Here is a 24406-nt window from a genome sequence, read left to right on the forward strand (position 1 = left end):
AATGAGAGTTTCTACAAAATCGCTGGTCGTTTTCATTTTGTTGGCATATATAGCTCTGCTGTCGATTAATGGTGTCGTTACCGTCGCAGCCTATATGACAACACGCAATATTCTGCTTTATAAGGATTTTTTTGCTCTTGTTGTTCCGGTTTTCGTGCTGATACTGTTGTATGCGCGCAATCCCAGAGTCACACCACAATGCCGTAGCGTGCTGGTTTTCTTTATTTCGATGGTGTTGTGTTCGTTGATTTTTATGCTGTTAAGCATGATGACTGGTCAGTTTGACTTCTTTCGTTCCATCGTGCAATTCCGTCTGGAATTGCTGACGTTTGGCTCATTCTTCTTTGCCGCCGTCCTGATGCTGTTCGAATATGAAGAGCGGGTTGAGATCCTCAACAAAATCATCAAGTTCTATATTGTTTGTGCTGTGATCAATGCGCTATTTGCCATTGCGGAATCCACGCTGGCCGGGGCGCTGTATGCGGTTGTCGGTTTTGACCCGGGTCCTCAGTTGACCGAGTTCGGCAAACAATACGGTCTGCTGCTGCGTACGGTTCAGGGGCAGCTACGCGCCTTTGGTTTGCTGACCGGACCATTTAGCCTCAGTGAATATCTATTCTTTGCCCTGGTATTATCTCCTTTTGTCAGCGACAAAAATCGCAAAAAATATATCATCCTGATTCTTGTCGCGATTGTGTTTTCAACCTCCAAGACGGCGATCATCATGGCGTTGCTGTATATCATGTATCTGATGATGCGACGGGTGCTGTCTCTACGCTCCAGCCTGAATATCGTCACGATGGTTACGTTGGTTCTGTCGCTGTTCTTCTATGTGACCACCACTAACTACAGCATTTACGAGATGATCTTCCCGGAGGAAAATACCTACGCTGAAAACAGCATATTGCTGAGAACCGTAAATATTGAGGCGGTAAAAAACGACAGCGAATACTCACCGTTTATCGGCGCGGGTTACGCTGTGAATGGTAACGCCGTGGTTGGGGACGATAACTCCAATACCGTTCCATTAGACAGCCTTTATATTTACATGCTTTCCAGTTACGGCAATGTCGGGATTATTCTTCTGGTGCTGGTGTCGGTGGTGATATTGAGCATGCTCTATTCGCGGACATTGAATGGGCTCACCGCCAGCGTATACCTTTACTGGATGATCTCGTTATCAATGAACTTTGTTTATAACAACCCGATCAGTAATTACCCTGGGTATATTTTTGCCATCATCGTATCCATATTGCTGATGTCGATTAGAAAATCCCCACAGCGGGAAAGGGCGCAAACCAGCGCTAAACTGGCAAGAACATCCACGACACATTGACAGTAAAATTATTTAAATGGAATGGAGTAAGCGAATGATTTATGTCAATGCGCGCTTTTTGACACAAGAATTGACCGGGGTTCAGCGCTTTGCTCAAGAGATCAGTTTGGCGATTGCTCAATTGAGAGATGATGTGGTGTTTGTTTCTCCAGCCAATATCCTGCATCAGGATATTGCCGCCAGGCTTAACGTTCAGATTGTAGGCACACGTCAGGGGCACCTTTGGGAACAATGGGATCTGCCAAACTACTTGCGCCAGCAAGGGAATCCTTTGCTGATCAACTTGTGCAATACGGCGCCGGTGTCATATAAAAATAAGCTGGTCACCCATCACGACGTCATTTATAAACGTTATCCGCAGAGTTTCTCGGCGAAGTTCCGGTTGGTTTATAACGCTCTGGTGCCGCTGATGTTGAAATCAAGTCGGGGTTTGCTGACGGTCAGTGAGTTCTCAAAAAAAGAGCTGCATGCCGTATTTGACTATCCGTTGGAAAATATACATGTGATTTATAACGCTGTTGCATCGCAGTTCCAGCCGAGCGGCGATCGGCACACGCAGGCCAAGCCATACTTGTTGGCGGTGTCATCGCCAAACTACCACAAGAATTTTCATGGTTTGATAGCCGCTTTCTCCAGGATGAAAGGCGCTGATAACATTGTGCTTAAAATCATTGGTTCGGCGAATAAAAACTTCTCGGGCGTTGATTTTTCTCAAGGTAGTGCCAATGCGGAACGCATACAGTTTGTCGGCCGGGTGTCTGACCAGGAATTGATTGCGTTATATTCAAACGCCAAGGCGTTTGTTTTCCCCTCCCTGTATGAAGGTTTTGGCATTCCACCGCTAGAAGCGCAGGCTTGTGGCTGCGCCGTTATTTCATCCAACCGAGCATCGTTGCCAGAAGTGTTGGCTCAGAGCGTGATCTATTTTGATCCGGAAAATACCGAGGAAATGACACAAACGCTGGAGCGAATTGTGACAGATGAAAACCTGCGTCAAGAACTGGTCGAGGCAGGCTATGAGAATGTTAAGCGTTTTGACTGGGCAAAATCCGCACAAGAATTAAACAGAATCATAATGAGTGTCAACCGATGAAAAAAAAGGTATTACATGTAGCTGAAACCGTTAAAGGTGGGGTAGCGACGGTGATTCGGCAATTGGTCAAACCCAATGATGATTTTGATTTTTACTGTTTACTCCCTGATAGCCAATATAAAGAAATCGGCGCTTTCCCGACGGAGAAGCTGACGCTGTTTTCCCGCAGTGGAAGAAATATCAAGTCATTTATTTCTTTGGCAAGGCAATATATAGCGCTGGTGAAACGTGAGAAACCTGACGTTATTCATATCCACAGTACCTTCGCCGGTGTTATTTGTCGCGTACTGACGCCTGTTGTGCGGTTGAGTTATAAGCCAAAGATTATTTATTGTCCGCATGCTTTTTCATTTTTGATGGATACATCAACGATGAAGAAGCGTGTTTATACCGCCATCGAACGGCTGTTGCAAAAACAAACCGATGTCATTGTCTGCACCAGCGAATATGAGAAGGCAGCGGCGTTGAATGTCGGCGTCAAGGCGCACAACATGGTGGTGGTCTATAACGGTGTGGAAGCACCGACCACGGGAGCGGATTCAGGCGATCCCTATCCGCAGGACAAAACCAATATCCTGTTTGTTGGCCGCTTCGACTACCAAAAAGGTTTTGACCTGGTATTGAAGATTGCCGATAGGTTAAATGATAACTTCCGTATTACCGTGGTGGGTGGCAACGTGCATGCTACCGAGGCGCCACAGCAACATCCGCGCATCGACTATAAAGGCTGGCTGTCGTCAACGGAAATTGCGCCTTATTTTTCCCATGCTGATGTACTGCTCATGCCGAGCCGTTGGGAATCCTTCGGGCTGGTTGCGGTAGAAGCCGAAAGCTATGGTTTACCGGTGGTGGCCAGCCGCTGCAGTTCACTACCCGAGGTGGTTGACGAGGGCAAGACCGGATATTTGTTCACCACCAACCAGTCTGATGAGGCGGTGAATATTTTGAATTCCTATAACAAAGAACATTGGGCTACGATGCATCAGGCCTGTATTGATTTTTATTCTGCTAATTTTACATCCGAAAAAATGATACATAACACTTATAGTCTTTATCGCTAATCCAGTGGTGTGTATCCCTATAGCCTAACTGCGTATCATGCTCCGTAATTGTTCGAGCTTTTATTTATATATTTGATCGGTGAGAGTGAAAATGAGTAACCTTTATCCTGTTATTATGGCTGGCGGAACAGGCAGCCGACTATGGCCACTTTCTCGCGAGCTGTTTCCGAAGCAGTTTTTAGCGTTATGCAATGAATTTTCGATGTTGCAATCGACCGTTATGCGCCTTCAGGGTCTGGAAATTATGAGCCCTTTGGTGATCTGTAATGAAGAGCACCGTTTTATCGTTGCTGAGCAACTGCGTCAGATCACACAGTTGTCGCACAATATCATTCTTGAGCCCGTAGGGCGCAATACGGCGCCGGCAATCGCGCTTGCAGCATTGCAGGCGGTGTCAAATGGCGACGATCCGATCCTGCTGGTATTGGCCGCCGATCACGTCATTCAGGATGAAGCCATTTTCCGAGATGCCGTCAATCAAGCCATTCCTTATGCCGAGGCTGGCAAACTGGCGACATTTGGCATTGTGCCAACCGGGCCGGAAACTGGCTACGGCTATATCCAGCAGGGCGCACGCATCGACGAGTCTGCCATTTCCGGCGTTGCGCGTTTCGTTGAAAAACCCGATCTGGAAACGGCTCAGCAATACCTCGACAGCGGCGAATATCTGTGGAACAGCGGCATGTTCCTGTTCAAGGCCAGCCGTTATCTTGAGGAACTGGAGCGCTTCCGCCCCGACATTCTTGAGGCATGTCAAAAATCCCTGGCGCACCTGACGCCGGACATGGATTTTGTTCGCGTCGATCGCGAAGCCTTTATCGCTTGCCCGGATGAATCCGTCGATTATGCGGTGATGGAAAAAACCGCCGATGCGGTGGTGGTGCCACTCGACGCCGGCTGGAACGATGTTGGTTCGTGGTCTGCGCTGTGGGAAATCAGTGAAAAAGACGTCAAAGGCAATTCTACCTTTGGCGACGTATTGGAGCACAATTGCTCGAACAACTATATTCGTGCAGATCATAAACTGGTTGCCACCGTCGGCGTTGATAATCTGGTGGTGGTTGAGACCAAAGATGCGGTGCTGATCGCCAATAAGGATTGCGTGCAAGACGTTAAAGAGATCGTTAATCAGCTGAAACGCCAGAAACGCCCGGAAAGCAAGCAGCATCGGGAAGTTTACCGCCCATGGGGCAAGCATGACGCCATTGCCCAGGGCGAGCGTTTTCAGGTTCGGCGCATTACCGTCAAACCAGGCGAAAAGTTATCCTTGCAGATGCACCATCATCGTTCAGAGCACTGGGTTGTGGTGTCAGGCACGGCAAAAGTGCATACCGACGGCAAAACGCAGTTAATCAGTGAAAACGAATCGATTTATATTCCGTTAGGGGTTGTACATGCTCTTGAAAATCCAGGTAAAATAAATCTGGATCTGATTGAGATACAGTCAGGTACCTATCTGGGCGAAGACGATATTATTCGTGTTGAGAGCGTAGATCAGCACAAGTGAATTTAGCGGCGCGACATTTGCGCAACGCTGCAATATTTATTGGTAAGGACGTCAACATGTCACAATCATTGAACTGTTTTAAAGCTTACGATATTCGTGGGAAATTGGGCGAAGAACTGAATAGCGATATTGCCTATCGCATCGGGCGAGCATATGGGGAATTCCTCAAGCCGAAAACCGTGGTGGTCGGTGGGGACGTTCGCCTGACCAGCGAAGAGTTGAAGCTGGCTCTGGCGGATGGCCTGCGTGATTCCGGCGTGGATATTCTCGATATCGGCGTCAGCGGCACGGAAGAAGTCTATTTTGCCACCTTCCACCTGGGTGTTGACGGCGGCGTTGAAGTTACCGCCAGCCACAACCCGATGGATTATAACGGCATGAAGCTGGTTCGCAGCAAAGCGCAGCCTATTAGCGGTGATACCGGGCTGCGTGATATCCAGCATCTGGCGGAACAAAACAATTTCGCCCCGGTAGATCCGTCAAAACGCGGCGAATACAAGCAGATCTCCATCGAGCAAGACTATATCGATCACCTGTTGGGCTATGTTGACACCGCGAACTTTTCCCCGTTGAAACTGGTGGTGAACTCGGGTAACGGCGCGGCCGGCCATGTGATCGACGCCATCGAGCGCAAATTGCAGCAAAAAGGCGTGCCGATCGAGTTTATCAAGGTGCACCATCAGCCGGACGGCAATTTCCCGAACGGTATTCCCAACCCGCTGCTGCCTGAATGCCGGGAAGATACCGCGCAGGCGGTGCGTGAGCACCAGGCCGATATGGGCATCGCGTTCGACGGTGACTTTGACCGCTGCTTCCTGTTTGATGAGCAGGGTGGGTTTATCGAAGGCTACTATATCGTTGGCCTGTTGGCCGAAGCCTTCCTCGAGAAAGAGGCTGGCGCCAAGATTATCCATGATCCGCGCTTGAGCTGGAATACCATTGATGTAGTCACTCAGGCTGGCGGCGTCCCGGTGATGTCCAAAACCGGTCATGCGTTCATTAAAGAACGCATGCGCAAAGAGGATGCGGTGTATGGCGGGGAAATGAGCGCTCACCATTACTTCCGTGAATTCTCCTATTGCGACAGCGGCATGATTCCATGGCTGTTGATTGCCGAACTGTTGTGCACCAAAAAACAGTCGCTCGGTCAGCTGGTGAAAGACCGCATGGCAGCCTATCCGGCGTCGGGCGAAATCAACAGTAAATTGGCTGACCCGGCGAAGGCCATTGATCGCGTGTTGAAGCGTTATCAGCCAGAAGCGCTGGTTTACGATACGACCGATGGCATCAGTCTGGAATTTGCCGACTGGCGTTTCAATCTGCGTAGTTCCAACACGGAACCGGTGGTGCGTTTGAATGTAGAATCAAGAGCTAACCCTGCGTTGATGCAAGAAAAAACAGAAGAAATACTCGCCTTGCTGCGCAGTTAATCTCTGCGTTTCCGCTATATTCTTTAGCTGGGTCCGGTAGATGCCGGCCCAGCAAAATGAAGTGATATAGGTACCAAAGGAAACTAACAAAAGGCATCTATACTATGATAGTGAATAGGCAGTTATCTATGAACGGCTTCCGTCGAGGCGCATTGCATACCAATGCTTCATTGACCTCAATGATTCAGCGCTTTTCAGATATTTTCATCATCTTTGCAGGCCTCTATTTATCCTGTTTGCTCTCTGGCGCAGATTTTATTATGCAGCACTGGGTCATGGTGCTGATTTCGATCGTTATTTTCCAGATGATCGGTGGAATAACGGATTTCTATCGTTCCTGGCGTGGCGTTCGCGCGGGTCTGGAAGTGCAGCTTATTTTGCAAAACTGGACCCTGAGTCTGTTATTGACCTCCGGGGTGGTGGCGCTGCTGAGTCCGTTCCACAATGAGTATATTGTTTATATCCAGTGGTATTTAATCGTTAGCTGCGGTCTGGTAATTACTCGAAGCATTATTCGCCTTGGCTTGAGCTATATGCGCAATATCGGCTTCAATACCCGTAACGTTGCCATCATGGGCTCGATGCCGGTCGGTATTCGCCTGGCTGAAACGTTGCGCGATGCCCACTGGATGGGATTCAAAGTCCTTGGCATCTACGACAATAGCAGTGCGCCAATCGAGACATCGGTAGAAAAACGGGGCGATCTGAATCAACTGGTGGAAGACGCCAAGTGTGGGCGTATTGACCGTATTTATATCGCCATGTCCATGGAGCAGGAAAAGCTGATCAAAGATACCGTGGCTGAACTGTCGGATACCACCTGTTCCGTCATGCTGATCCCCGATATCTTCACCTTTAATATTCTGCAATCACGCTCTGAAGAAATTAATGGCGTGCCGGTGGTGTCGCTGTTTGATACGCCAATGAGTGGGATTAACCAGTTAATTAAACGCGTTGAGGATATTTTGCTTTCGGTGTTTATCCTGCTGTTTATTTCTCCGGTGTTGCTGCTGTTGGCGGCGATGGTCAAATTCACCTCTGCCGGGCCGATTATCTTTAAACAGCGTCGTTACGGTATGGACGGCAAAGCGATTGAAGTGTGGAAGTTCCGCTCGATGACGGTAATGGAAGACGGCGACAAGGTGGTGCAGGCAACCAAGGGCGATTCACGCTTGACGCCGGTAGGGGCATTTTTACGTCGTACTTCCCTCGACGAGTTACCGCAGTTCGTTAACGTGCTGAAGGGTGACATGTCGATCGTTGGGCCACGCCCGCACGCCGTTGCACATAATGAGCAGTATCGTAAATTGATCAAGGGTTACATGCTGCGACATAAAATGAAACCGGGGATTACCGGCTGGGCGCAAATCAACGGCTGGCGCGGTGAAACCGACACCCTGGAAAAAATGCAAAAGCGCGTTGAGTTCGATCTGGACTATATCCGTAACTGGAGCGTCTGGCTGGATATCAAAATCGTGTTTTTGACGATATTCAAAGGCTTTATTAATAAATCAGCGTATTGATCATATTGGCTCTATTTTTACATACGGCGAAATAAACTCCTGTCTTTTGGGTTCTCAGGCAGTTAACTCTTTATCTACAGCTGGAGGTCAGATGCTGACGATTGCAAGCCGTAAGCTAAAAACCAATCATGGTAAGAGAGCGCTATCCGTTGTCGGTTTTACGCTCTTGTCACTTTTTTACAGCAGCAGCGCGGCTGCTTTTGAAGTCGGAGTCCATACACATTTTCGCTGGTATCCGAAGGATCCGGACAATTATCTGGAACTGGTAAAGCGTTATGGCTTTACTTCCTATCGTGCTGATTTTCCCTGGAGCGGTTTAGAGCAAAAGAAAGGTCAGTACGTGGTGACAGGGAATATGCAAAAGTCTGATAAGGCTTTTAATGACGGCCATGCAAAATATGGTCTGAATGGATTGCTGGTATTGGCTTACGGCAACAAGCTGTACGATCCGTCAGGTTATCCGACCACGCCTGAGGCGATGGACGCTTTCGCCAACTACGCCTATTGGACGGCGAGTAAATATAAAGGGAAGATCAAATATTACGAAATATGGAACGAATGGACCAATGCGACGGCGATAAAACCGAAGCCGCGTAATCCGCCAGCGCCGGAAGTATTTGTGGCGCTGGTGAAAAAAACGGCGGCGGCAATTCGCAAAGCCGACCCGGACGCCATCATCATGACCGGTTCGGCGAATCCAACCGGGACGCGCGATCCGGCCTGGTTCAACAAGATCCTCAAGCTTGACGTATTAAAATACGTTGATGGCGTCTCCATTCACCCTTATTCATACGGTAACGACAATTACGCCTGGCGCACCCCCGAGGGGAACCTTGGCGTCGTGGACAAGTTCCAGGCGGTACTGGCAAAAGCGGCCGGACGTCCGGTGCCGATCTACATTACCGAAATTGGCGTGCCGACCTATTCAGGGAAGGGCGGGATATCGAAAGATGCTGCTGCGCAATACATAGTCAAGTACACCTTCCTGGCCAAGTCGCGCCCGTATATCAAAGGTGTCTGGTGGTACGATCTGCTGGACGATGGCGATAATCCCAAGATTAACGAACATCGTTTTGGCTTGTTAACGCGCAATGGCCAGCCGAAACCGTCGATGTTGGCGTTTAAGCGTGTCTCGGACGTTGTGCGTTCATATTCGGTTGATAAATACCAGGTTTCGCAGGACGGAAAAATCACCATCCAGCTCAAAAACAATCAGCAACATGCAATGCTGTTTTGGCAAGAGAAACCGGTAAAGCAGCCTGATGAGGGCATTGCCTCGACGTTGCGCAGCCTCGTCAGCAGTGACCAGTCGCAGCAGGCGCCGGTAACGCCGCTCAAAGAAGTAAGGGGCAATAAGGCGACACCGGAGGGAGATGTGCCGGTCATGGTGCGTTCAGATTCCCCAATCGCCTCACCTTGGTAACGGTAACCTAGTTAAATTGCATGACCTAAGAAAAAGCCCGGGCAATGATTGTCCGGGCTTTTTTATTGACGTCAATCGGCTGATTGGCGTCTTGATTGTCGATAGCAGATTACGCGGCTACCAGGTCAGCACTGGCACCGGCATCGGCGATGCCGTTCAGTGCAACCTGTGGTGCGTAGTGCAGCGTATCAAGCAGGTTCTGGTGATTCTGGTCGGTCAGGTAGATTACCGAGTCAGCATTATCCAGCGTACCGTTATCGTTGTTGTCGACGATCAGATAGGAATCGGTATTCAAGCCATCAAATACCACCGACGCCACACCCACTTTCGCGGTCAACGAGTTGCTGTTGCCCAGCCCGAGGATGCCGCCCAGCAGGCCGGCCGCAGAACCCACCACCCCACCCAGCAATGTCCCCAGAATACCATCCAGCACGTCGGACGAACGTGTGCCGTAGTCCGCAATTGCGGTGCCAGACTCATCATTGGAGATTTTCAGGCCGGACAGCCCGTCAACGATGTTGTCCTTCGCACTGCTGAAGTCATTGATGGTCACACCTGCGGCTGAAGTACTGGATTTCAGTTCATAGGTGTTGGCGCCGGCACCACCGGTAACGCTGGTGTTGGCAGCAATGTCGAAGCTGTCTGCAGTCCCGGTACCCGTTACGTTCAACTGATAACCGTTCAAGCCCAGCGCTGTCAGTACTGGCGCCAACAATGTGGTGGTGACCGCGCTCAATGGCAGGGCGTTCAACAGCTGCACGATCAGGCCGTCACCGGTACCGCCGTGTGCCGAATCAAGGTTCAGCCCGCCGGTGTTGGTAGAAGCGTTGATGGTACGTACGTCGGTAAAGCCACTGCCCAGGTTCAAATCAAGCGTATGATCGCCAGACACGTTGATGGTTTGTACCTGATCGTTGGTGCCCGTCAGTGCCAGAACGTTGTCAAAATCACCGGTCCCGCCGGAAGAAATATTCACCGTACGCAGGGCGGTACCAGCCAGCAGGGAACTGCTGCTGCTCAGGCTCAGCGAACCGGCATTGATGTCGGTATTGCTTTCAGCGGTGAAGTTGACGTTAAAGTGATCGGTAGCGTTCTGGCGGAAGGCGATCGCCACATCGCTGGCAGAGGTAGCGTTACCGGTGACTTCCAACTGCGCGGAGTTACCGCCAGCGGCGTTGATCACCTTGACCTGATCGGCCAGACCGGAGAGCACGAAGCCCTGTGAACCGACGGTTGAGGTCGCCGCCTGGTTGGTGGTCGAAACAGAGGTGCTGGACTCGGTAGTGGCATTACCGGTCAGTACGCCGAAGTCGAAGGTATGGTTTGCCGCGGTAGAAGTGCCGCCGGTAACCGTTGCCTTGCCGATATAACCGGCCAGATCTACTTTTTCAAAGTTGCTGAACTGCGAAGAGTTGGACGTAATGGTTGCGGTGCGCAGTAGGGTGCCGGTGATGGCGACGTTCTTGGTGATAAAGTTGGCAGAAATGGTGTCGATACCGTCACCACCGTTAGCGCTAATGCCGCTACCGACGGTGTTGGCTGCACCGGTGGCGGCGTTGCCTGCCCATTTCAACGATTCGTTGCCTGCGCCAAGGTTAAAGTCACCGGTGCCACTAGCCACGTTGGCTTCGCTGGTGAGCAGCACATGATCCTCGCCAGAGCTACCGTTAAGGATTACGTTGCCGTTATTCACGGTGACGGCGACCCCTGCGCTTACGCCATTATCGGACAGGCTGACGGTGGCGGCGCTGCTGCCGTTGATGGTCAGGTTAGCCAGATTATCGGCGAACTTCAGGTTAACCGCGCTGGCGGCGTTGGCGTTTAACACTACGTCAGTCAAAACGGCAGTTTCAGCGTTGCTCAGCACATGGCTGGCACCGGTATTTACCGTGCCGGTCGCGTTGCCGCCGGCAGTGGTTGCCGACAGCGCTGCCGCAGTTTTGTACAGCAGGCTGGCACCGATATCCGCTTCAAACGCATGCTGCTGGGTCACGGTGGTGGCATCGGTGGCGGTCGAGGTACGCAGATCGTTGATGATGGCCTGAGTGATCGCGGTTTTATCGCCCAGACCACTGTATTGTGCCAACTGGGTAGCATTGGCCGCAGTACCATGCACCAGCGTGTAAACGTGCTGGACAAAATCATCCCCGGTCAGCTGTGCGCCTTTCTTCTGCGATTCGGCAGAATTGAGCAGCGTAGTGATCATTTGTGCAAACGTATCGCCGCTGTACAGCGTTTTACTCCAGGTATCCAGACCTGCAGCGTCAACGCCGCGGCCAGGAATACTCAGGAACGCGGCTGCGACCTGCTCCTGGAAGTTCAACGCTGGCAATTCACCCGGCTGCCATACGTGCGTCGCCGCCTGGAAGTGTTGCTGAGCTACGGTATCACCGGCGGCTACGGTATCTTTCAGTGCACCGATTACCTGCGCCACCACGTCACCGCGGCTAGCGCCACCGTTAATTGTCTCTTGATAAGAGGCCAGCTCGGCGCTGGTTGGGGCACGTTCATAGGCATTCTGGAACAGCGCGGTGATGAATGCGCTATCGGACACGCCATTAAGCGGACTGTTGTTGACGAAACTTTGCGCGATGTCAGCCAGCGTTTTAGCGCCGTTCGCCAGCACGGTACCCCAGTAGTTGACGCCTTCCTGGGTTTGCGTCAGACCGACAACGTGGAAGATCCCCTGAACGTCAGCGGCACCAGCGGAAGCCGCTGCGCTGGCAACCGGGAACAGAGACTGCTCAACTTTGGTTTCAAAGGCGCTTTGCTGAGCCAGTGTGGTGGCGTCAAAGCCCTGATAGCCAATTAAATCACCGATGATGGAACTTACCGCAGAGGCGGATGTTGCACCGTTAGCCAACAGTTCGGCCAGCACGGTGCCGCTTGGTGCACTGCCGTGAACGTTGGTGTAAATGGAGGTCACAATCTCGCTGGTGCTGCGCCCGGCATAGGCAGCCGTACCGGCAATGAATTTCTGAGCAAGTTGCTCTAAAGAAAGTGCATTGGTTTCAACCTTTTGCGAAAAATAGTCTAACCCTGCTTTATCAATATTCTTCCCGGAAATCGCCAGGAAAAAGGCAGCAGTTGTTTGCTGTGTGACTAATGTGGCCATACGTTACCCCTTTAGATATAACCAGAGCTGAAAAACCTAAGCATATTAAGCAGCAGGCCTGTTTAATAAATCACAGGACCCGCAATCCAAATAAATGTGCATGCACGCGAAAACGGCCAAATGTTAAAAAAGACGCATTAATGGCAATTCTGTTTTCACCGTTTAAGCAAAGGAGTGAAAGCGATTTTTGTCAAGATGGTCGGATTATTTTTATTTTTTTAATTATTCGATGGAGAGCTAAGCTTTTTTATTCGGCGGAAATGGCGCTGACCAGAGAAAGGCAAAAATCTTTTTAACAGAGTTATTATAGGGTTATATTTCCAAAAATTATTGTTTATTATTAGTATTCTAATGATTCAATTTGGTGACATTAGGCAAAGTGAACGATTCTTCACCGCACTAACCCTACAGTAACTGATGTTATGCTTTTTGCCTGTCTGTTTACCTAAGAAACCCTATAAGATTCATGTTGTTATTTATTCTCTCTGCGATGATTTTTTTTTCGTTGGTATCTTGCCGAAACTCGGATTGTCTAACTATAGTTAATGAAAAAGCCGCTGTAGTCTTGAGCAGGGTTGGGATGATGAGCGTATTAAGATTTTCCTTAGTACGTATCACTGTGGATTTGACTGGCAGCGTAGGTGAAGTAAGGATAAAAAGTGAACCAATTCATACCGCGCAATGAGATTGCGGATGTTATACGCACACGCAGTAAAGTTTTTTGGACCGTTGGTATATTTACTGCATTTATAAATTTATTAATGCTCGTTCCTTCTGTTTACATGCTTCAGGTATATGACAGGGTTCTTCCTTCGCGTAATGAAATCACTTTGCTGATGTTAACGCTGATCATGCTGGGGTTGTTCGGCATGATGGCCATGCTGGAATACGTGCGCAGCATGGTGGTGATCCGCATCGGCAGCCAACTGGATATGCGCCTCAATACGCGTATCTACACCGCAGCATACGAATCAAATCTTAAAAACGGCTCGTCCGACGCCGGGCAAATGCTGGGCGATCTGACTACGTTGCGTCAATTTCTCACCGGTAGCGCCTTATTTGCGTTTTTTGATGCGCCCTGGTTTCCGATTTACCTGCTGGTGATTTTCCTCTTCAATCCGTGGTTGGGACTTTTTGCCCTGGTCGGATCGCTGCTGTTGATCGCGCTGGCGGTGATTAACGAAATGGTGTCGAAAAAGCCGTTGGGGGAGGCCAGCAAACTGTCCATCATGTCCGGCAGTCTGGCGAGCACCAATTTGCGCAATGCGGAAGTGATCGAAGCGTTGGGCATGTTGCCGAATTTAAAGCGTCGTTGGTTTGGTCTGCATCAGCGGTTCCTCAATAGTCAACGTGTGGCCAGCGAACGCGCTGCCAGAGTGACCTCGGTAACCAAATTCGTCCGTCTTTCGTTGCAGTCGCTGGTGCTGGGGCTCGGGGGATGGTTGGCGATCGACGGTCACATCACGCCGGGGATGATGATCGCCGGTTCGATTCTGATGGGGCGAACCCTGGCGCCGATTGAACAGGTGATTAACGTCTGGAAGAGCTGGAGCGCCGCCAAACTGTCCTATGGCCGTCTGGTCAAGTTGCTGGATGAGCATCCGCAGCGCGGAACCGGCATGTCGCTGCCGCGTCCGGAAGGGGTACTGTCGGTCGAGGGCGTTACCGCCGCTCCGCCGGGATCCAAGGTCGAAGCGGTGTTGCACAACGTGAGCTTTGCGCTGCAGCCCGGCGACGTGTTGGGGATTATCGGCCCGAGTGCATCGGGCAAGTCGACGCTGGCGCGTTTGCTGGTCGGTATCTGGCCGGTCAGCGAAGGTATTGTCCGCCTGGACAATGCCGACATTTATCAATGGAACAAGGACGAACTGGGGCCGTACATCGGCTATCTGCCACAGGATATCGAGCTGTTCGCCGGCACCATTGCCGAGAACATCGCCCGCTTTAACGAAGTGGACTCCGAAAAGGTCATCGAGGCGGCCAAACTGGCCGGCGTGCATGAACTCATTTTGCGCTTCCCGAAAGGCTATGACTCGATTATCGGTAACGGCGGAGCCGGCCTGTCCGGCGGCCAGAAACAGCGTATCGGGCTGGCGCGGGCCTTATATGGCGATCCGTCGCTGGTGGTGCTCGACGAGCCGAACTCCAATCTGGACGACGCCGGCGAGAAAGCCTTGAACCAGGCAATTCTGTTCCTCAAACAGCGCAATAAAACCGTGATCCTGATTACGCACCGCACCAATTTACTGTCGATGACCAGCAAACTGTTACTGCTGACCAATGGCGTGGTCAATGCGTTTGGTCCAACGCAACAGGTATTGCAGGCGTTGACCAATGCGCAGAAAGCCCAGGCTAGCCAACAGGCGGTGCGCGCGGTGAATACACCGACGGATGAAGGCAACTTCCCAAAAACTCAAACAAATTAGTTGTGAACTTGCCTGGCGGTGCTGTCATGGCCGCCTGCAGTCAAAGGAGTTGGTATGTCTATGCAAATTGGCGAGCCGCAGGACTCGTATTCACAGCAGATCCCGCAGGATGAACGTCGTTTTACCCGCATGGGGTGGCTGGTGGTGGGCGTGGGGCTGTTTGGCTTCTTCGCCTGGGCGGCCTTCGCGCCGTTGGACAAAGGCGTGGCGTCACCAGGCTCGGTGATCGTGTCCGGTAACCGCAAAACGGTGCAGGCGCCGGCCAGCGGTATCATCAAAAACATCGCGGTAAAAGAAGGCGACAAGGTCAAGGCCGGCGAAGTATTGGTACAGCTGAGCCAGGTACAGGCGCAGGCGCAGGTTGATTCACTGCGCGATCAGTATTACACCACCCTGGCGACGGAGGGCAGACTGCTGGCCGAACGCGATGGGCTGGATAAAGTCACCTTTTCACCGGTACTGCTGCAGTTGCAAACGCAGCCGCGGGTAGCGGAAATCATTGCGCTGCAAAACCAGCTGTTCCATTCACGTCGCCTCGGCCTGCAAAGCGAAATTGATGGTTATAAACAATCGATGGATGGCATGCGCTTCCAGTTGAAAGGGTTGCAGGATTCCAAGGTCAATAAAAACATCCAGCTTGCCAGCCTGCGCGAGCAGATGAACAGCATGAAACAGCTGGCGGCAGACGGCTATCTGCCGCGCAACCGCTATCTGGAAGTGCAGCGCCAGTTTGCCGAAGTCAATGGCAGCATCGATGAGACCTTGGGACGCATTGGTCAACTGCAGAAACAGCTGCAAGAGTCGCAACAGAAAGTGGATCAACGTTTTGCCGATTATCAACGGGAGGTTCGAACCCAGCTGGCGCAAACGCAGATGGACGCCAGTGAATTTAGAAACAAGCTGGAAATGGCGAACTTCGATCTGGGCAATACCGCAATCACCTCACCGGTCGACGGCACGGTGGTCGGTTTGACCATCTTCACTCAGGGGGGCGTCGTGGGAGCGGGGGATCACCTGATGGATGTGGTGCCAAGCCAGGCCAATCTGGTGGTGGATGCGCGCTTGAAGGTAGACATGATCGACAAGGTCTATCATGGCTTGCCGGTCGATCTGATGTTTACCGCCTTCAATCAGAACAAAACCCCGAAAATAGAAGGCTCGGTGACGCTGATTTCCGCCGACAGACTGGTGGATAAGGCCAACGGCGAACCTTATTACCAGATGCAGGTAACGGTGACGCCGGAAGGGATGAAAAAGCTCAACGCGGAAGAAATCAAGCCAGGTATGCCGGTTGAGGTGTTTGTTAAAACCGGTTCGCGTTCGCTGCTCAGTTACCTGTTTAAACCTATTTTGGATCGCGCTCATACTTCATTGACTGAGGAATAATTTTGAATCGATTTAAACGGCGGGCGACTGGCCTGGTGGCCAGCGCCTGTATGTTTGCGATGTCTGCGCCGGTTTATTCGATAGGGATTTTGGACGCATACTCGCTGGCACTTGATAAGGATCCGACCTTCCAGGCGGCATTAAAAGAGAAACAGGCAGGGGACGAAAACAAAAATATCGGTCGAGCCGGCTTGCTGCCAAAAGTGGCATTCAACTACCAGAACGCCCCCAAGAACTGGCAAACGGTGAAACAACCGCAGAGCAATATATTTACCGGCGAAACGATCCAGACCACCAACAGTCAGCAATATCGCAGTTATTCCGGCTCGGTGACGCTGACCCAGCCGGTGTTCGATTACGAGGCCTATGCGCGATATAAAGCCGGCGTGGCACAGACGCTGATGTCTGATGAGCGTTACCGTGCCAAATTTATGGATCTGGCGGTGCGCGTGGTTGGCGCTTACGTCGAAGTCGCGTATGCCAAAGATCAGATTGCCTTGGCAGAAGCGCAAAAGGCGGCCTATAAAGAACAGCTGGCGCTCAACGATCGTTTGCTGACTGCCGGTGAGGGGACGGTCACCGACCTGTCCGAAACGCAGGCGCGTTATAGCCTGGCCGAAGCGCAGGAGATCGAAGCACGCGACGCGCTGGACGCGGCGCAGCGGGAACTGGAAGTGATCATCGGCATGCCGCTCAGCCAGTTTGACGAGTTACAGGTATTGCGGCCGGGCAAATTCCAGATCGCGCCGTTGATCCCCTCCAAGTTTGAGGAGTGGCAGAAAATTGCCATGCAGAACAACCCGGAACTGGCGGCTTCGCGTCATGGGGTGGATGCAGCCAAGTACGATGTGGAACGCAGTCGTGCCGGCTTTATGCCGCAGGTACAGATTTACGCCAGCCATTCCGAGAATGACTCCAGCAGCGATAACACCGTCAACCAGAAATACCGCACCGACAGCATTGGCGTGCAGGTCAGCATGCCGATCTATTCGGGCGGCGGTGTCGCCGCCTCGACCCGCCAGGCGGCGGCACGCTATGGTCAGGCGATGTACGAGATGGATGCGCAGGTAGGCACCACGCTCAACGATTTGCGTAAACAGTTTAATTTGTGCATCAGTAGTCGCGCCAAGCTGGCGGCCTATGAGCTGGCGGTCAAATCGGCCACCACGCAGGTGGAGGCCACGCGTAAAAGCGTGCTGGCCGGGCAGCGTGTCAACGTTGACGTGCTCAACGCCGAGCAGCAACTGTACAGTGCGCAACGCGATCTGGCGTCGGCCAAATACACCTACATAAAATCCTGGATCACCTTGCTGAGCGATTCCGGCACCCTTGATGAGAACGATGTGAAACGCGTAGCGCAGTATTTCGCGCGGGCGAAGTAGGCATTTCCCCGGCCTGACGGTGTCTTACCGTCGGGCCTTTTCAGTTCTTTCTGACAGATCTCGGCGCGGCCTCGTTTTACTCTCATCCAGCCTTATGACCTCGGACGTGAAGGTTGACCGCAGCAACCCGCGGTTTTTTTGTCCATTTCTACTTTGATGACGGTGACAGTTAGCACACAGAAAGATAATTAAGGAGTAGAATAAGGCAGCTGAGTTCGAACTATATCGTGCCATCGGGCACAAATGAGGAGAAGTTATGGCGATTTTGGTCACCGGCGGTGCCGGCTATATTGGGTCACATACCGTATTGGCGCTGTTAGAGCGTGGTGAAAATGTCGTAGTACTGGATAACTTGTCGAACGCATCCGAGGTATCTCTGCACCGGGTCGAACAATTAACCGGCAAGGCCGCGGTGTTCTATCAGGGCGATATCCAGGATCGCGTATGCCTAAAGCGCATTTTTGACGCGCATGACATCTCCTCGGTGATTCATTTTGCCGGTCTGAAGGCGGTCGGTGAGTCTACCCGCAAGCCGTTAGAATATTACCAGAACAACGTTGCCGGCACCCTGGTTCTGCTGCAGGCGATGCGCGAGGCCGGCGTACACCAGTTTATCTTCAGTTCTTCTGCCACCGTCTATGGCGCCAATGCGCCGGTACCGTACGTAGAAACCACGCCGATCGGCGGCACAACCAGCCCTTACGGCACCTCAAAGCTGATGGTCGAGCAGATTCTGCAGGATTTCGCCAAGGCCGAGCCGGCGTTTTCCATTATCGCGCTGCGCTACTTCAACCCGGTGGGAGCGCATCCTTCGGGGCTTATCGGTGAAGATCCGAACGGTATTCCTAACAACCTGTTGCCGTACATTGCGCAAGTGGCCATCGGCAAACTGGAGAAGCTCGGTATCTTTGGCGGCGACTATCCGACCAAGGATGGCACCGGGGTGCGTGATTACATTCACGTTATGGATCTGGCCGAAGGGCATCTGATGGCGATGGATCATTTAAACGGCAACAGCGGCTGCAAAGCCTACAATCTCGGCGCCGGGGTCGGTTACTCGGTGCTGGAGATGGTTCATGCCTTTGAAAAAGCCGCTGGGGTAACGATCCCCTATCAAATTCTGCCACGCCGAGACGGCGACCTGCCGGCGTTCTGGGCCGATGCCGCGTTGGCCAAGCGGGAGCTGGGTTGGGAAGTCAAACGCGGCATTGATGAAATGATGCGTGATACCTGGAACTGGCAGAGCAACAATCCCCAGGGATATAAAAAGTAAAGTCAACCCGTTGCTGGCAAGCGGATCCGCTGCGGAATAAGCTTTGCCGGTAAGGTAATAACGTGCGTTATTATCCGCTGGTGCATCAGATCGCTATTTGACTCGGCCAACTGAGGCGCAAATTAAATATGCGGTTCCGGCGTCGGGCAGGGCAAGCGCTAAGATATGTCTTAGCGGAGGCAAATCAGGCAATCGGTTTTTTTTAAATCATTTGTATTTGCTGGCGAGGGGAAAACGGCCTACTATCGCTGGCCAGCGGCGCTGTTGGTGTTTCAGTCGCTATGGTAACATTGGCCAAATTTGTTTAGTAAATGTATTAACAGCGGTTATCTAATTGACACGCGCTGGCAGAAACTGGACGTCAAGCCGGGCGTTTTTGGTCGATGAACGCCGTTTATGAAATCCCCAGTGCATTGGTAGCTGCAAGCCAAGGGCGGTAGCGTGCATAAAATCGGCGCTGTCGAGGCGTGTTGCAGGTTTAAACCCCGATGTTATTTCCGAACCAAACAAGTCGCCGGCGTATAATGTAAACGGTTTTCATTACGCAGTACGGCTATCTGTTAAATTTTCTTCATTGTTTGCTGGCGAGTTAAGCCAGAAATAATGCCATTTTCGTCAAACCGTGGCCTTCTGAAACAGGTTTGAGTAATAAACAAGCGCATGGCTGAGTAGTAAAATGATTAAAGAAATATTATCAGATGGTTTTTATTCGCTGATTAATAAAATATGTTATTTCAGTCTTAAAACGCTGGCCATTATCCTTATTACCCGTTCTTTAGGTATCGAAAACGGCGGGGACTTTGTGCTGCTGGTCGGTATCATCGAAATCATGCGGATCGTGGTTGATTTCGGTGTCGATGTATTTGTTATCCGTCGTTATACCGAATTACAGCAGCAAGAAAGAACGCGGTTGCTTGAGTTGGTGTGTTTACAAAAGATCAGCGTTGGTGTGATCGTCAGCCTGGTGGTTTTTTCCGTGTTGATTTTCCAAGGCTATGAGGCAGGTTTCCTGCTGCCATTAGCGCTGGTGTTGCCTTTCTCGTTATTATTTAATCTGGCAGTCAGTTATTTTCAGTCGCAGAACAATAACCGCATGCTGTTGGATCGGGTTATTTTGGCCACGTTGTTACTGGGGGTGTTTTTTGCCATCAGTTATTTTTCGGCCATGGCGTTATCACCCTGGGTATATCTGTGCGTTGAGGTGATCTTCTCGTTGCTGGTGGTGAGTAAACTGATGTTCGCCACCGATTTTTCCTGGCTGCGGGTATTGCGCCTCAGCCGGTTAAAAGAGATTGCGCCGCTCTATCGACATACCTACAGCATTGGGCTTACTGCGGTTATCGTCATATTTTACAGCCGTCTGGATAACTTCTACATCAAGCATTTCTCGCCGGAAAACCTGGCTGCCTATGGGCAGGTTTTCCGCATGGTCGATCCGCTGGTGATGGTGTCATCGGTGCTGTCGACGGTGGCATATGCCAAGTTCTGCGGTATTCCGCTCGGTTTCAATCGTAATTGCTCGGCGTTGTTAACCAAGTTTTTCGGCTTGATTATTGGCTACACCCTATTTTCGACGCTCGCTTATTACCTGTTGATACTGCTGTTTGGCAAGTATTTCCTGCTGGATAATGCGTATACCCAAAGCCTGATCGTGATTTTCTTAATGATTGCCGCGGTCAAGTGCGTTAACGGCGCGCTGACGGCAATGCTGCAATCGCAAGGGTTATTCAAGGTCGGTCTGTTTACCTCCATTCTGTGCTTTATCGTCGCATTGCCGGCGATGTACTATGCCACCACCCGTTGGGGGGTGACTGGCACCGCAGGCTCTATTCTGCTGGTAGAGTCGATCAGTTTTGTCTGCTTATTACTCTTCCTGTTTATCTATATGAAAAAAGACAAGCCTACTTTATGAGCCAAACCTATTCCCCCCTGCAGATAGACATGAGGAAGCAAAATGTCGTTTTGACATTTTCTCTTGCCGCGCTGTTTGCGGTTTTCATGGCGATAACCTCGGCGCTGAACCTGCTCGACAGTAACAGAAATATTACCTTTGCCATCGTCAGTATCCTCTTCTTCAGCGTGTTGGCGTTTTTCTACTTTAACCGGATACGTTACTTCTCGCTGGCGCTGATGTTCTGCTTTATGTTTTCGCTGATACTGGGCATACCGGCGGTCTATCTTATCTATACGACCACGGACGCCAATTTTCAGCTTTTTTTACTGTCGGTTATCTGGGTCAACCTGTTCCTGTTTGCCTGCTGTCCTCTGTTTGAGGTCAAGGCCACGACCTGGCGCAACGAGTATCAGTTAAGCCAGATTTTCTATCTGGTGTTTCTGCTGGTGGCGGTTTGCCAGTTTTATAAAATATTTGTCTACGCATCATTCCTGATTTCTTCCGGGCTGGGTCACTTGGCGATTTATACCGAGGGCGATGAGTTGCACGCCTCGGTGCCGTTTATCATTCGTTCGATCAGCGGGTTCTCCAATGTGCTCGGTCTGGCGGTGTTCCTGTTCCCCAGCTCTAAAAAGGTGAAGTTCATTGGCTTGTTGATGATTGCCTCGGATCTGGTGATCGGCGTCAGGAACAAGTTTTTCTTCTCATTGATGGCGCTGTTCATTTTGGTGGCAATACAAAACAGACAACGGGGTTACCAGCTGTTTAAGCGTATGACCGGGGTGGTACCGGTGATCGCGGTGTTTGTGTTGCTCAGCGTGGTGTCATACGTGCGTGAAGGTTTTACCATCGATTTCACCAGCTACCTGCTGATCGTGCTGGATTCGCTTTCTTCGACCGTGTTTGGCATCAAGGACGTACTGCAAATGTCGAGCGGGCCGGAGGTGTTGGCCGGCGTCGACCCGGCCCTGGTGTTCAGACAGTTCTTCGATCTGATTGGCATCGGTAGCGGTGACGCAACGGTTGCACAGGCCTATACCCATGTGGCGCTCTCCGGTGCCAGCGAGGGGATTGCCCTGTCATCGTCGATTCTGCTTGAGTCGATGATTGTCTCCACGGTGCTGTTCCCGCTGGTGCTGTTCGGCTATTGCATCCTGTTTATCGTGGTGATTGATAAATTATTACAAACGCGCAATCCAATCCTGAACCTGTGCGGTATCGCCATGCTGCCGTTCCTGTTCTATACGACCCGCGCGGAGATGGTTCAACCCTTCGTCTCGTTGTTTAAAGCGTTGCCCGTTATTTTGATTTCCTATCTTTTTTTTGTAAGGCCACAGCAATCTGATGAAAAAAATCTTGATTAACAATTTTTTCTCTGGCTACCTGCATCGAGGTATCCCGGTATACTGTGACAATCTTGCGTTTGCCCTGAATAAACTGGGCTATGAGTGTGTCCAGCTGCGCATGCCTCGTTTATGGTACAAGCTGCCACGCGGGCTGATTAATATTCTCTTTGTACTGTTCGAGCAATGCTACGTACCGCTTTACGCCTGGTTTTCACGGGCGACAGTCACCATTTATCCTTATAATTCGATCGCCCTGTTGGGGGCGCTCTCGCCAAAGTCGGTGATGGTGGTGCATGACTTTATCCCGAATAAAAAAACCAGCTTTGCGGCGTTGTATATTCGTATCAGTCAGCAGTTTGCCTGCGCCTTGAAGCGCAAGGTGTTTTTTGTTTCCCAGGCGATCTTGCGGCAGGCCAATATCTATAACTGCTTCCCGGCGTGTGAAAAGCGCGTTTTACTCAACGGTTTTTATCGCTTCGAGAGCCTGATTGCCAAAACCAGCCCTTCGGATGAAAAGTTCATCCTGCTGTGTTCCGGACGCGGCGAAAACAAAGATTTCCACGGCGCGCTGATGCTTTACCTGCAAAGCGGGTTATACCGCCAGCTGCCGCTGCGGGTGATTGGCATGAGCGGCGATCGTTCGATGCTCGCACGGCCCGAGTTCGCGGCTATTCAGCAGCACGTGACCATCTATCCGCAGATTGCCGATGAAGACATTGTCGCACTGTATCACTCTTGTTCGTTTGTCTGGGCGCATTCGCTTAACGAAGGGTACGGGCGTACCATTGCCGAAGGTAAACTGGCCGGTAAACTGGTCCTGGCGTCCGACATTGCTACCTTCAAAGAGCAGCGTGACGAATTTGTCTGGCTGTACCGCGACGGCCATGACTTCAAGCAAGGGCTGGCCGCCATGGAGCGTTTCTTGGGGCAAGGGTTTGGCGACGCGTTTTATTCGCCGCGTGCGCCGCAAGAGCATCATCAAATAGAAAGTGAATTAAACCGTCTACTGAAGAGAGGGAACGGTGAATAAAATTTTGATAGTCACCCCGCGGTTTCCATATCCGGTAATTGGCGGTGACCGTTTGAGAATATTTAATATTTGCAAAGAACTCGCCAAAAAGTATGAATTGATTCTGGTCTCTCTCTGTGAAACGCCAAGCGAATTAAACTATCCGGTGCCGCAGGACGGCGTATTTTCAGAAGTGCATCGCGTCATGTTGCCCACCTGGAAATCCCGACTGAACACACTGCTGACAATGGTAAACGTTTTTAAACGTACGCCATTGCAGATTGCCTACTACCGTTCGGACGAGTTTCAACAGCTGGTCAATAGCAAGGCCAGAGAGTGTCAGCTGTTATTGGCGCACCTGGTGCGCACCAGCGAATACATCGTTAATCTTCCCCAACCTAAAGTGGTAGAGATGACCGACGCCATCTCGATGAATTACGAACGGGTGCGTCAGGTCGCGGGTAAGGCGGGGTTAAAAAACTTCATTTACTCGCTCGAGCAAAATCGCTTGAACTGTTATGAAAGACAATTAATCGAAAAAATTGATTTGGCAGTATTTGTTTCTAAAGTAGACAAAGAATATTTATATAAAAATAACTACGATAATAAAGTTTTGGTGTGTTCTAACGGCGTAGATATGTCGTCCTACACTAACAGCGAAAAGAATGATTCAAAACGTTTGGTCTTTATCGGCAATATGAATTCCGTGCAGAACATGGATGCCGCCCTGTGGTTTGCCAGTAAAGTGATGCCGGTATTACGCCAGCATGGCGATTATACCTTCGTGGTGATTGGCCGTATCCAAGAAAGCAGCATCAAGAGCCTGCTGCAGTACCCAGGCGTTGAAGTGACGGGGGAGATCGAAGACATCGGTCATTATACGGTGCCGGCACTGGCCGGTATCTGTTCCGTGCGCCTTGGCGCCGGCGTGCAAAACAAAGTGCTGGAATATATGGCGCATGGCATTCCGGCGATTGTTTCTTCCGTCGGTTATGAAGGCATCCATGCGCAGCCGGATCGGGATCTGATCATTGCCGAAAGCGTAGACGACTACGTACAGGCAGTTTTGAAACTGAACAGCAATCAAGACTACTATCAACGCATTTCGCTAAACGGCAAGGCCTTCATTGCACGCAATCAAAGCTGGGCCACGCAATTACAACCGTTTGTCGAGCAGATTGATAAATTAATCGAAGGTTAAC

Annotated in this window: 16 protein-coding genes; 15 read left to right on the forward strand and 1 reads right to left on the reverse strand. The window is 51.1% G+C overall.

The genetic code is table 11. From position 1 onward, the window contains the following. Position 1: 1 nt before the first annotated feature. The 7 genes from AC2AXP_RS03200 to AC2AXP_RS03230 all read left to right on the forward strand — a co-directional run bounded on the left by AC2AXP_RS03200 (position 2) and on the right by AC2AXP_RS03230 (position 9373). On the forward strand, positions 2 to 1336 hold the full coding sequence (locus AC2AXP_RS03200; protein WP_050763134.1) for an O-antigen ligase family protein: 1335 nt from the start codon (positions 2 to 4) through the stop codon (positions 1334 to 1336). A gap of 34 nt (positions 1337 to 1370) precedes the next feature. Next, positions 1371 to 2429, forward strand: coding sequence for a glycosyltransferase family 4 protein (locus tag AC2AXP_RS03205; protein ID WP_039992298.1), 1059 nt, complete (start codon positions 1371 to 1373; stop codon positions 2427 to 2429). Next, the gene (locus tag AC2AXP_RS03210) at positions 2426 to 3490 is read left to right on the forward strand and encodes a glycosyltransferase family 4 protein (RefSeq protein ID WP_088499634.1); all 1065 of its coding nucleotides are present in this window, start codon (positions 2426 to 2428) and stop codon (positions 3488 to 3490) included. The genes AC2AXP_RS03205 and AC2AXP_RS03210 overlap by 4 nt, the downstream gene beginning before the upstream one ends. 85 nt (positions 3491 to 3575) lie before the next feature. Continuing rightward, on the forward strand, positions 3576 to 4997 hold the full coding sequence (locus tag AC2AXP_RS03215; protein ID WP_088499635.1) for a mannose-1-phosphate guanylyltransferase/mannose-6-phosphate isomerase: 1422 nt from the start codon (positions 3576 to 3578) through the stop codon (positions 4995 to 4997). A 56-nt stretch (positions 4998 to 5053) separates the two neighbouring features. Continuing rightward, positions 5054 to 6427 carry a phosphomannomutase CpsG gene (gene cpsG / locus AC2AXP_RS03220; protein WP_039992296.1) on the forward strand — a complete coding sequence of 458 codons (1374 nt, stop codon included), beginning with the start codon at positions 5054 to 5056 and terminating at the stop codon, positions 6425 to 6427. Positions 6428 to 6555: 128 nt separating this feature from the next. Further along, a complete protein-coding gene (gene wcaJ / locus AC2AXP_RS03225; RefSeq protein WP_039992295.1) occupies positions 6556 to 7950 on the forward strand; it encodes an undecaprenyl-phosphate glucose phosphotransferase in 1395 nt (464 codons plus the stop codon). A gap of 91 nt (positions 7951 to 8041) precedes the next feature. Then, positions 8042 to 9373 carry a cellulase family glycosylhydrolase gene (locus AC2AXP_RS03230; RefSeq protein WP_004965239.1) on the forward strand — a complete coding sequence of 444 codons (1332 nt, stop codon included), beginning with the start codon at positions 8042 to 8044 and terminating at the stop codon, positions 9371 to 9373. Positions 9374 to 9482: 109 nt separating this feature from the next. On the opposite strand, the gene AC2AXP_RS03235 is transcribed toward AC2AXP_RS03230, so the two are convergent. Next, complete coding sequence (locus AC2AXP_RS03235) at positions 9483 to 12488, reverse strand: DUF4214 domain-containing protein (RefSeq protein WP_004965237.1); 3006 nt, start codon at positions 12486 to 12488, stop codon at positions 9483 to 9485. Positions 12489 to 13147: 659 nt separating this feature from the next. Between AC2AXP_RS03235 and AC2AXP_RS03240 the strand changes: the two genes are divergently transcribed. From AC2AXP_RS03240 to AC2AXP_RS03275, 8 genes are all read left to right on the forward strand, one after another. After that, complete coding sequence (locus AC2AXP_RS03240; RefSeq protein ID WP_039992294.1) at positions 13148 to 14914, forward strand: type I secretion system permease/ATPase; 1767 nt, start codon at positions 13148 to 13150, stop codon at positions 14912 to 14914. 54 nt (positions 14915 to 14968) lie between these two features. After that, a complete protein-coding gene (locus AC2AXP_RS03245; protein ID WP_004965232.1) occupies positions 14969 to 16300 on the forward strand; it encodes an HlyD family type I secretion periplasmic adaptor subunit in 1332 nt (443 codons plus the stop codon). 50 nt (positions 16301 to 16350) lie between these two features. Continuing rightward, entirely contained in the window at positions 16351 to 17682 is a 1332-nt protein-coding gene (locus AC2AXP_RS03250) for a TolC family outer membrane protein (protein WP_198772852.1), read from the forward strand. Between the two features lie 256 nt (positions 17683 to 17938). After that, positions 17939 to 18955, forward strand: a complete 1017-nt coding sequence (gene galE, locus AC2AXP_RS03255; RefSeq protein WP_004965229.1) for a UDP-glucose 4-epimerase GalE — start codon at positions 17939 to 17941, stop codon at positions 18953 to 18955. A 676-nt stretch (positions 18956 to 19631) separates the two neighbouring features. Beyond that, a complete protein-coding gene (locus AC2AXP_RS03260; protein WP_004965226.1) occupies positions 19632 to 20867 on the forward strand; it encodes a lipopolysaccharide biosynthesis protein in 1236 nt (411 codons plus the stop codon). Between the two features lie 50 nt (positions 20868 to 20917). Beyond that, positions 20918 to 22213, forward strand: coding sequence for an O-antigen polysaccharide polymerase Wzy (gene wzy / locus AC2AXP_RS03265; protein WP_088499636.1), 1296 nt, complete (start codon positions 20918 to 20920; stop codon positions 22211 to 22213). A gap of 100 nt (positions 22214 to 22313) precedes the next feature. Beyond that, the gene (locus tag AC2AXP_RS03270; RefSeq protein WP_167535638.1) at positions 22314 to 23225 is read left to right on the forward strand and encodes a glycosyltransferase; all 912 of its coding nucleotides are present in this window, start codon (positions 22314 to 22316) and stop codon (positions 23223 to 23225) included. Further along, complete coding sequence (locus AC2AXP_RS03275) at positions 23218 to 24405, forward strand: glycosyltransferase family 4 protein (protein ID WP_088499637.1); 1188 nt, start codon at positions 23218 to 23220, stop codon at positions 24403 to 24405. The genes AC2AXP_RS03270 and AC2AXP_RS03275 overlap by 8 nt, the downstream gene beginning before the upstream one ends. Position 24406: the final 1 nt, after the last annotated feature.

This window comes from Serratia sp. Sp408, from assembly GCF_057180665.1.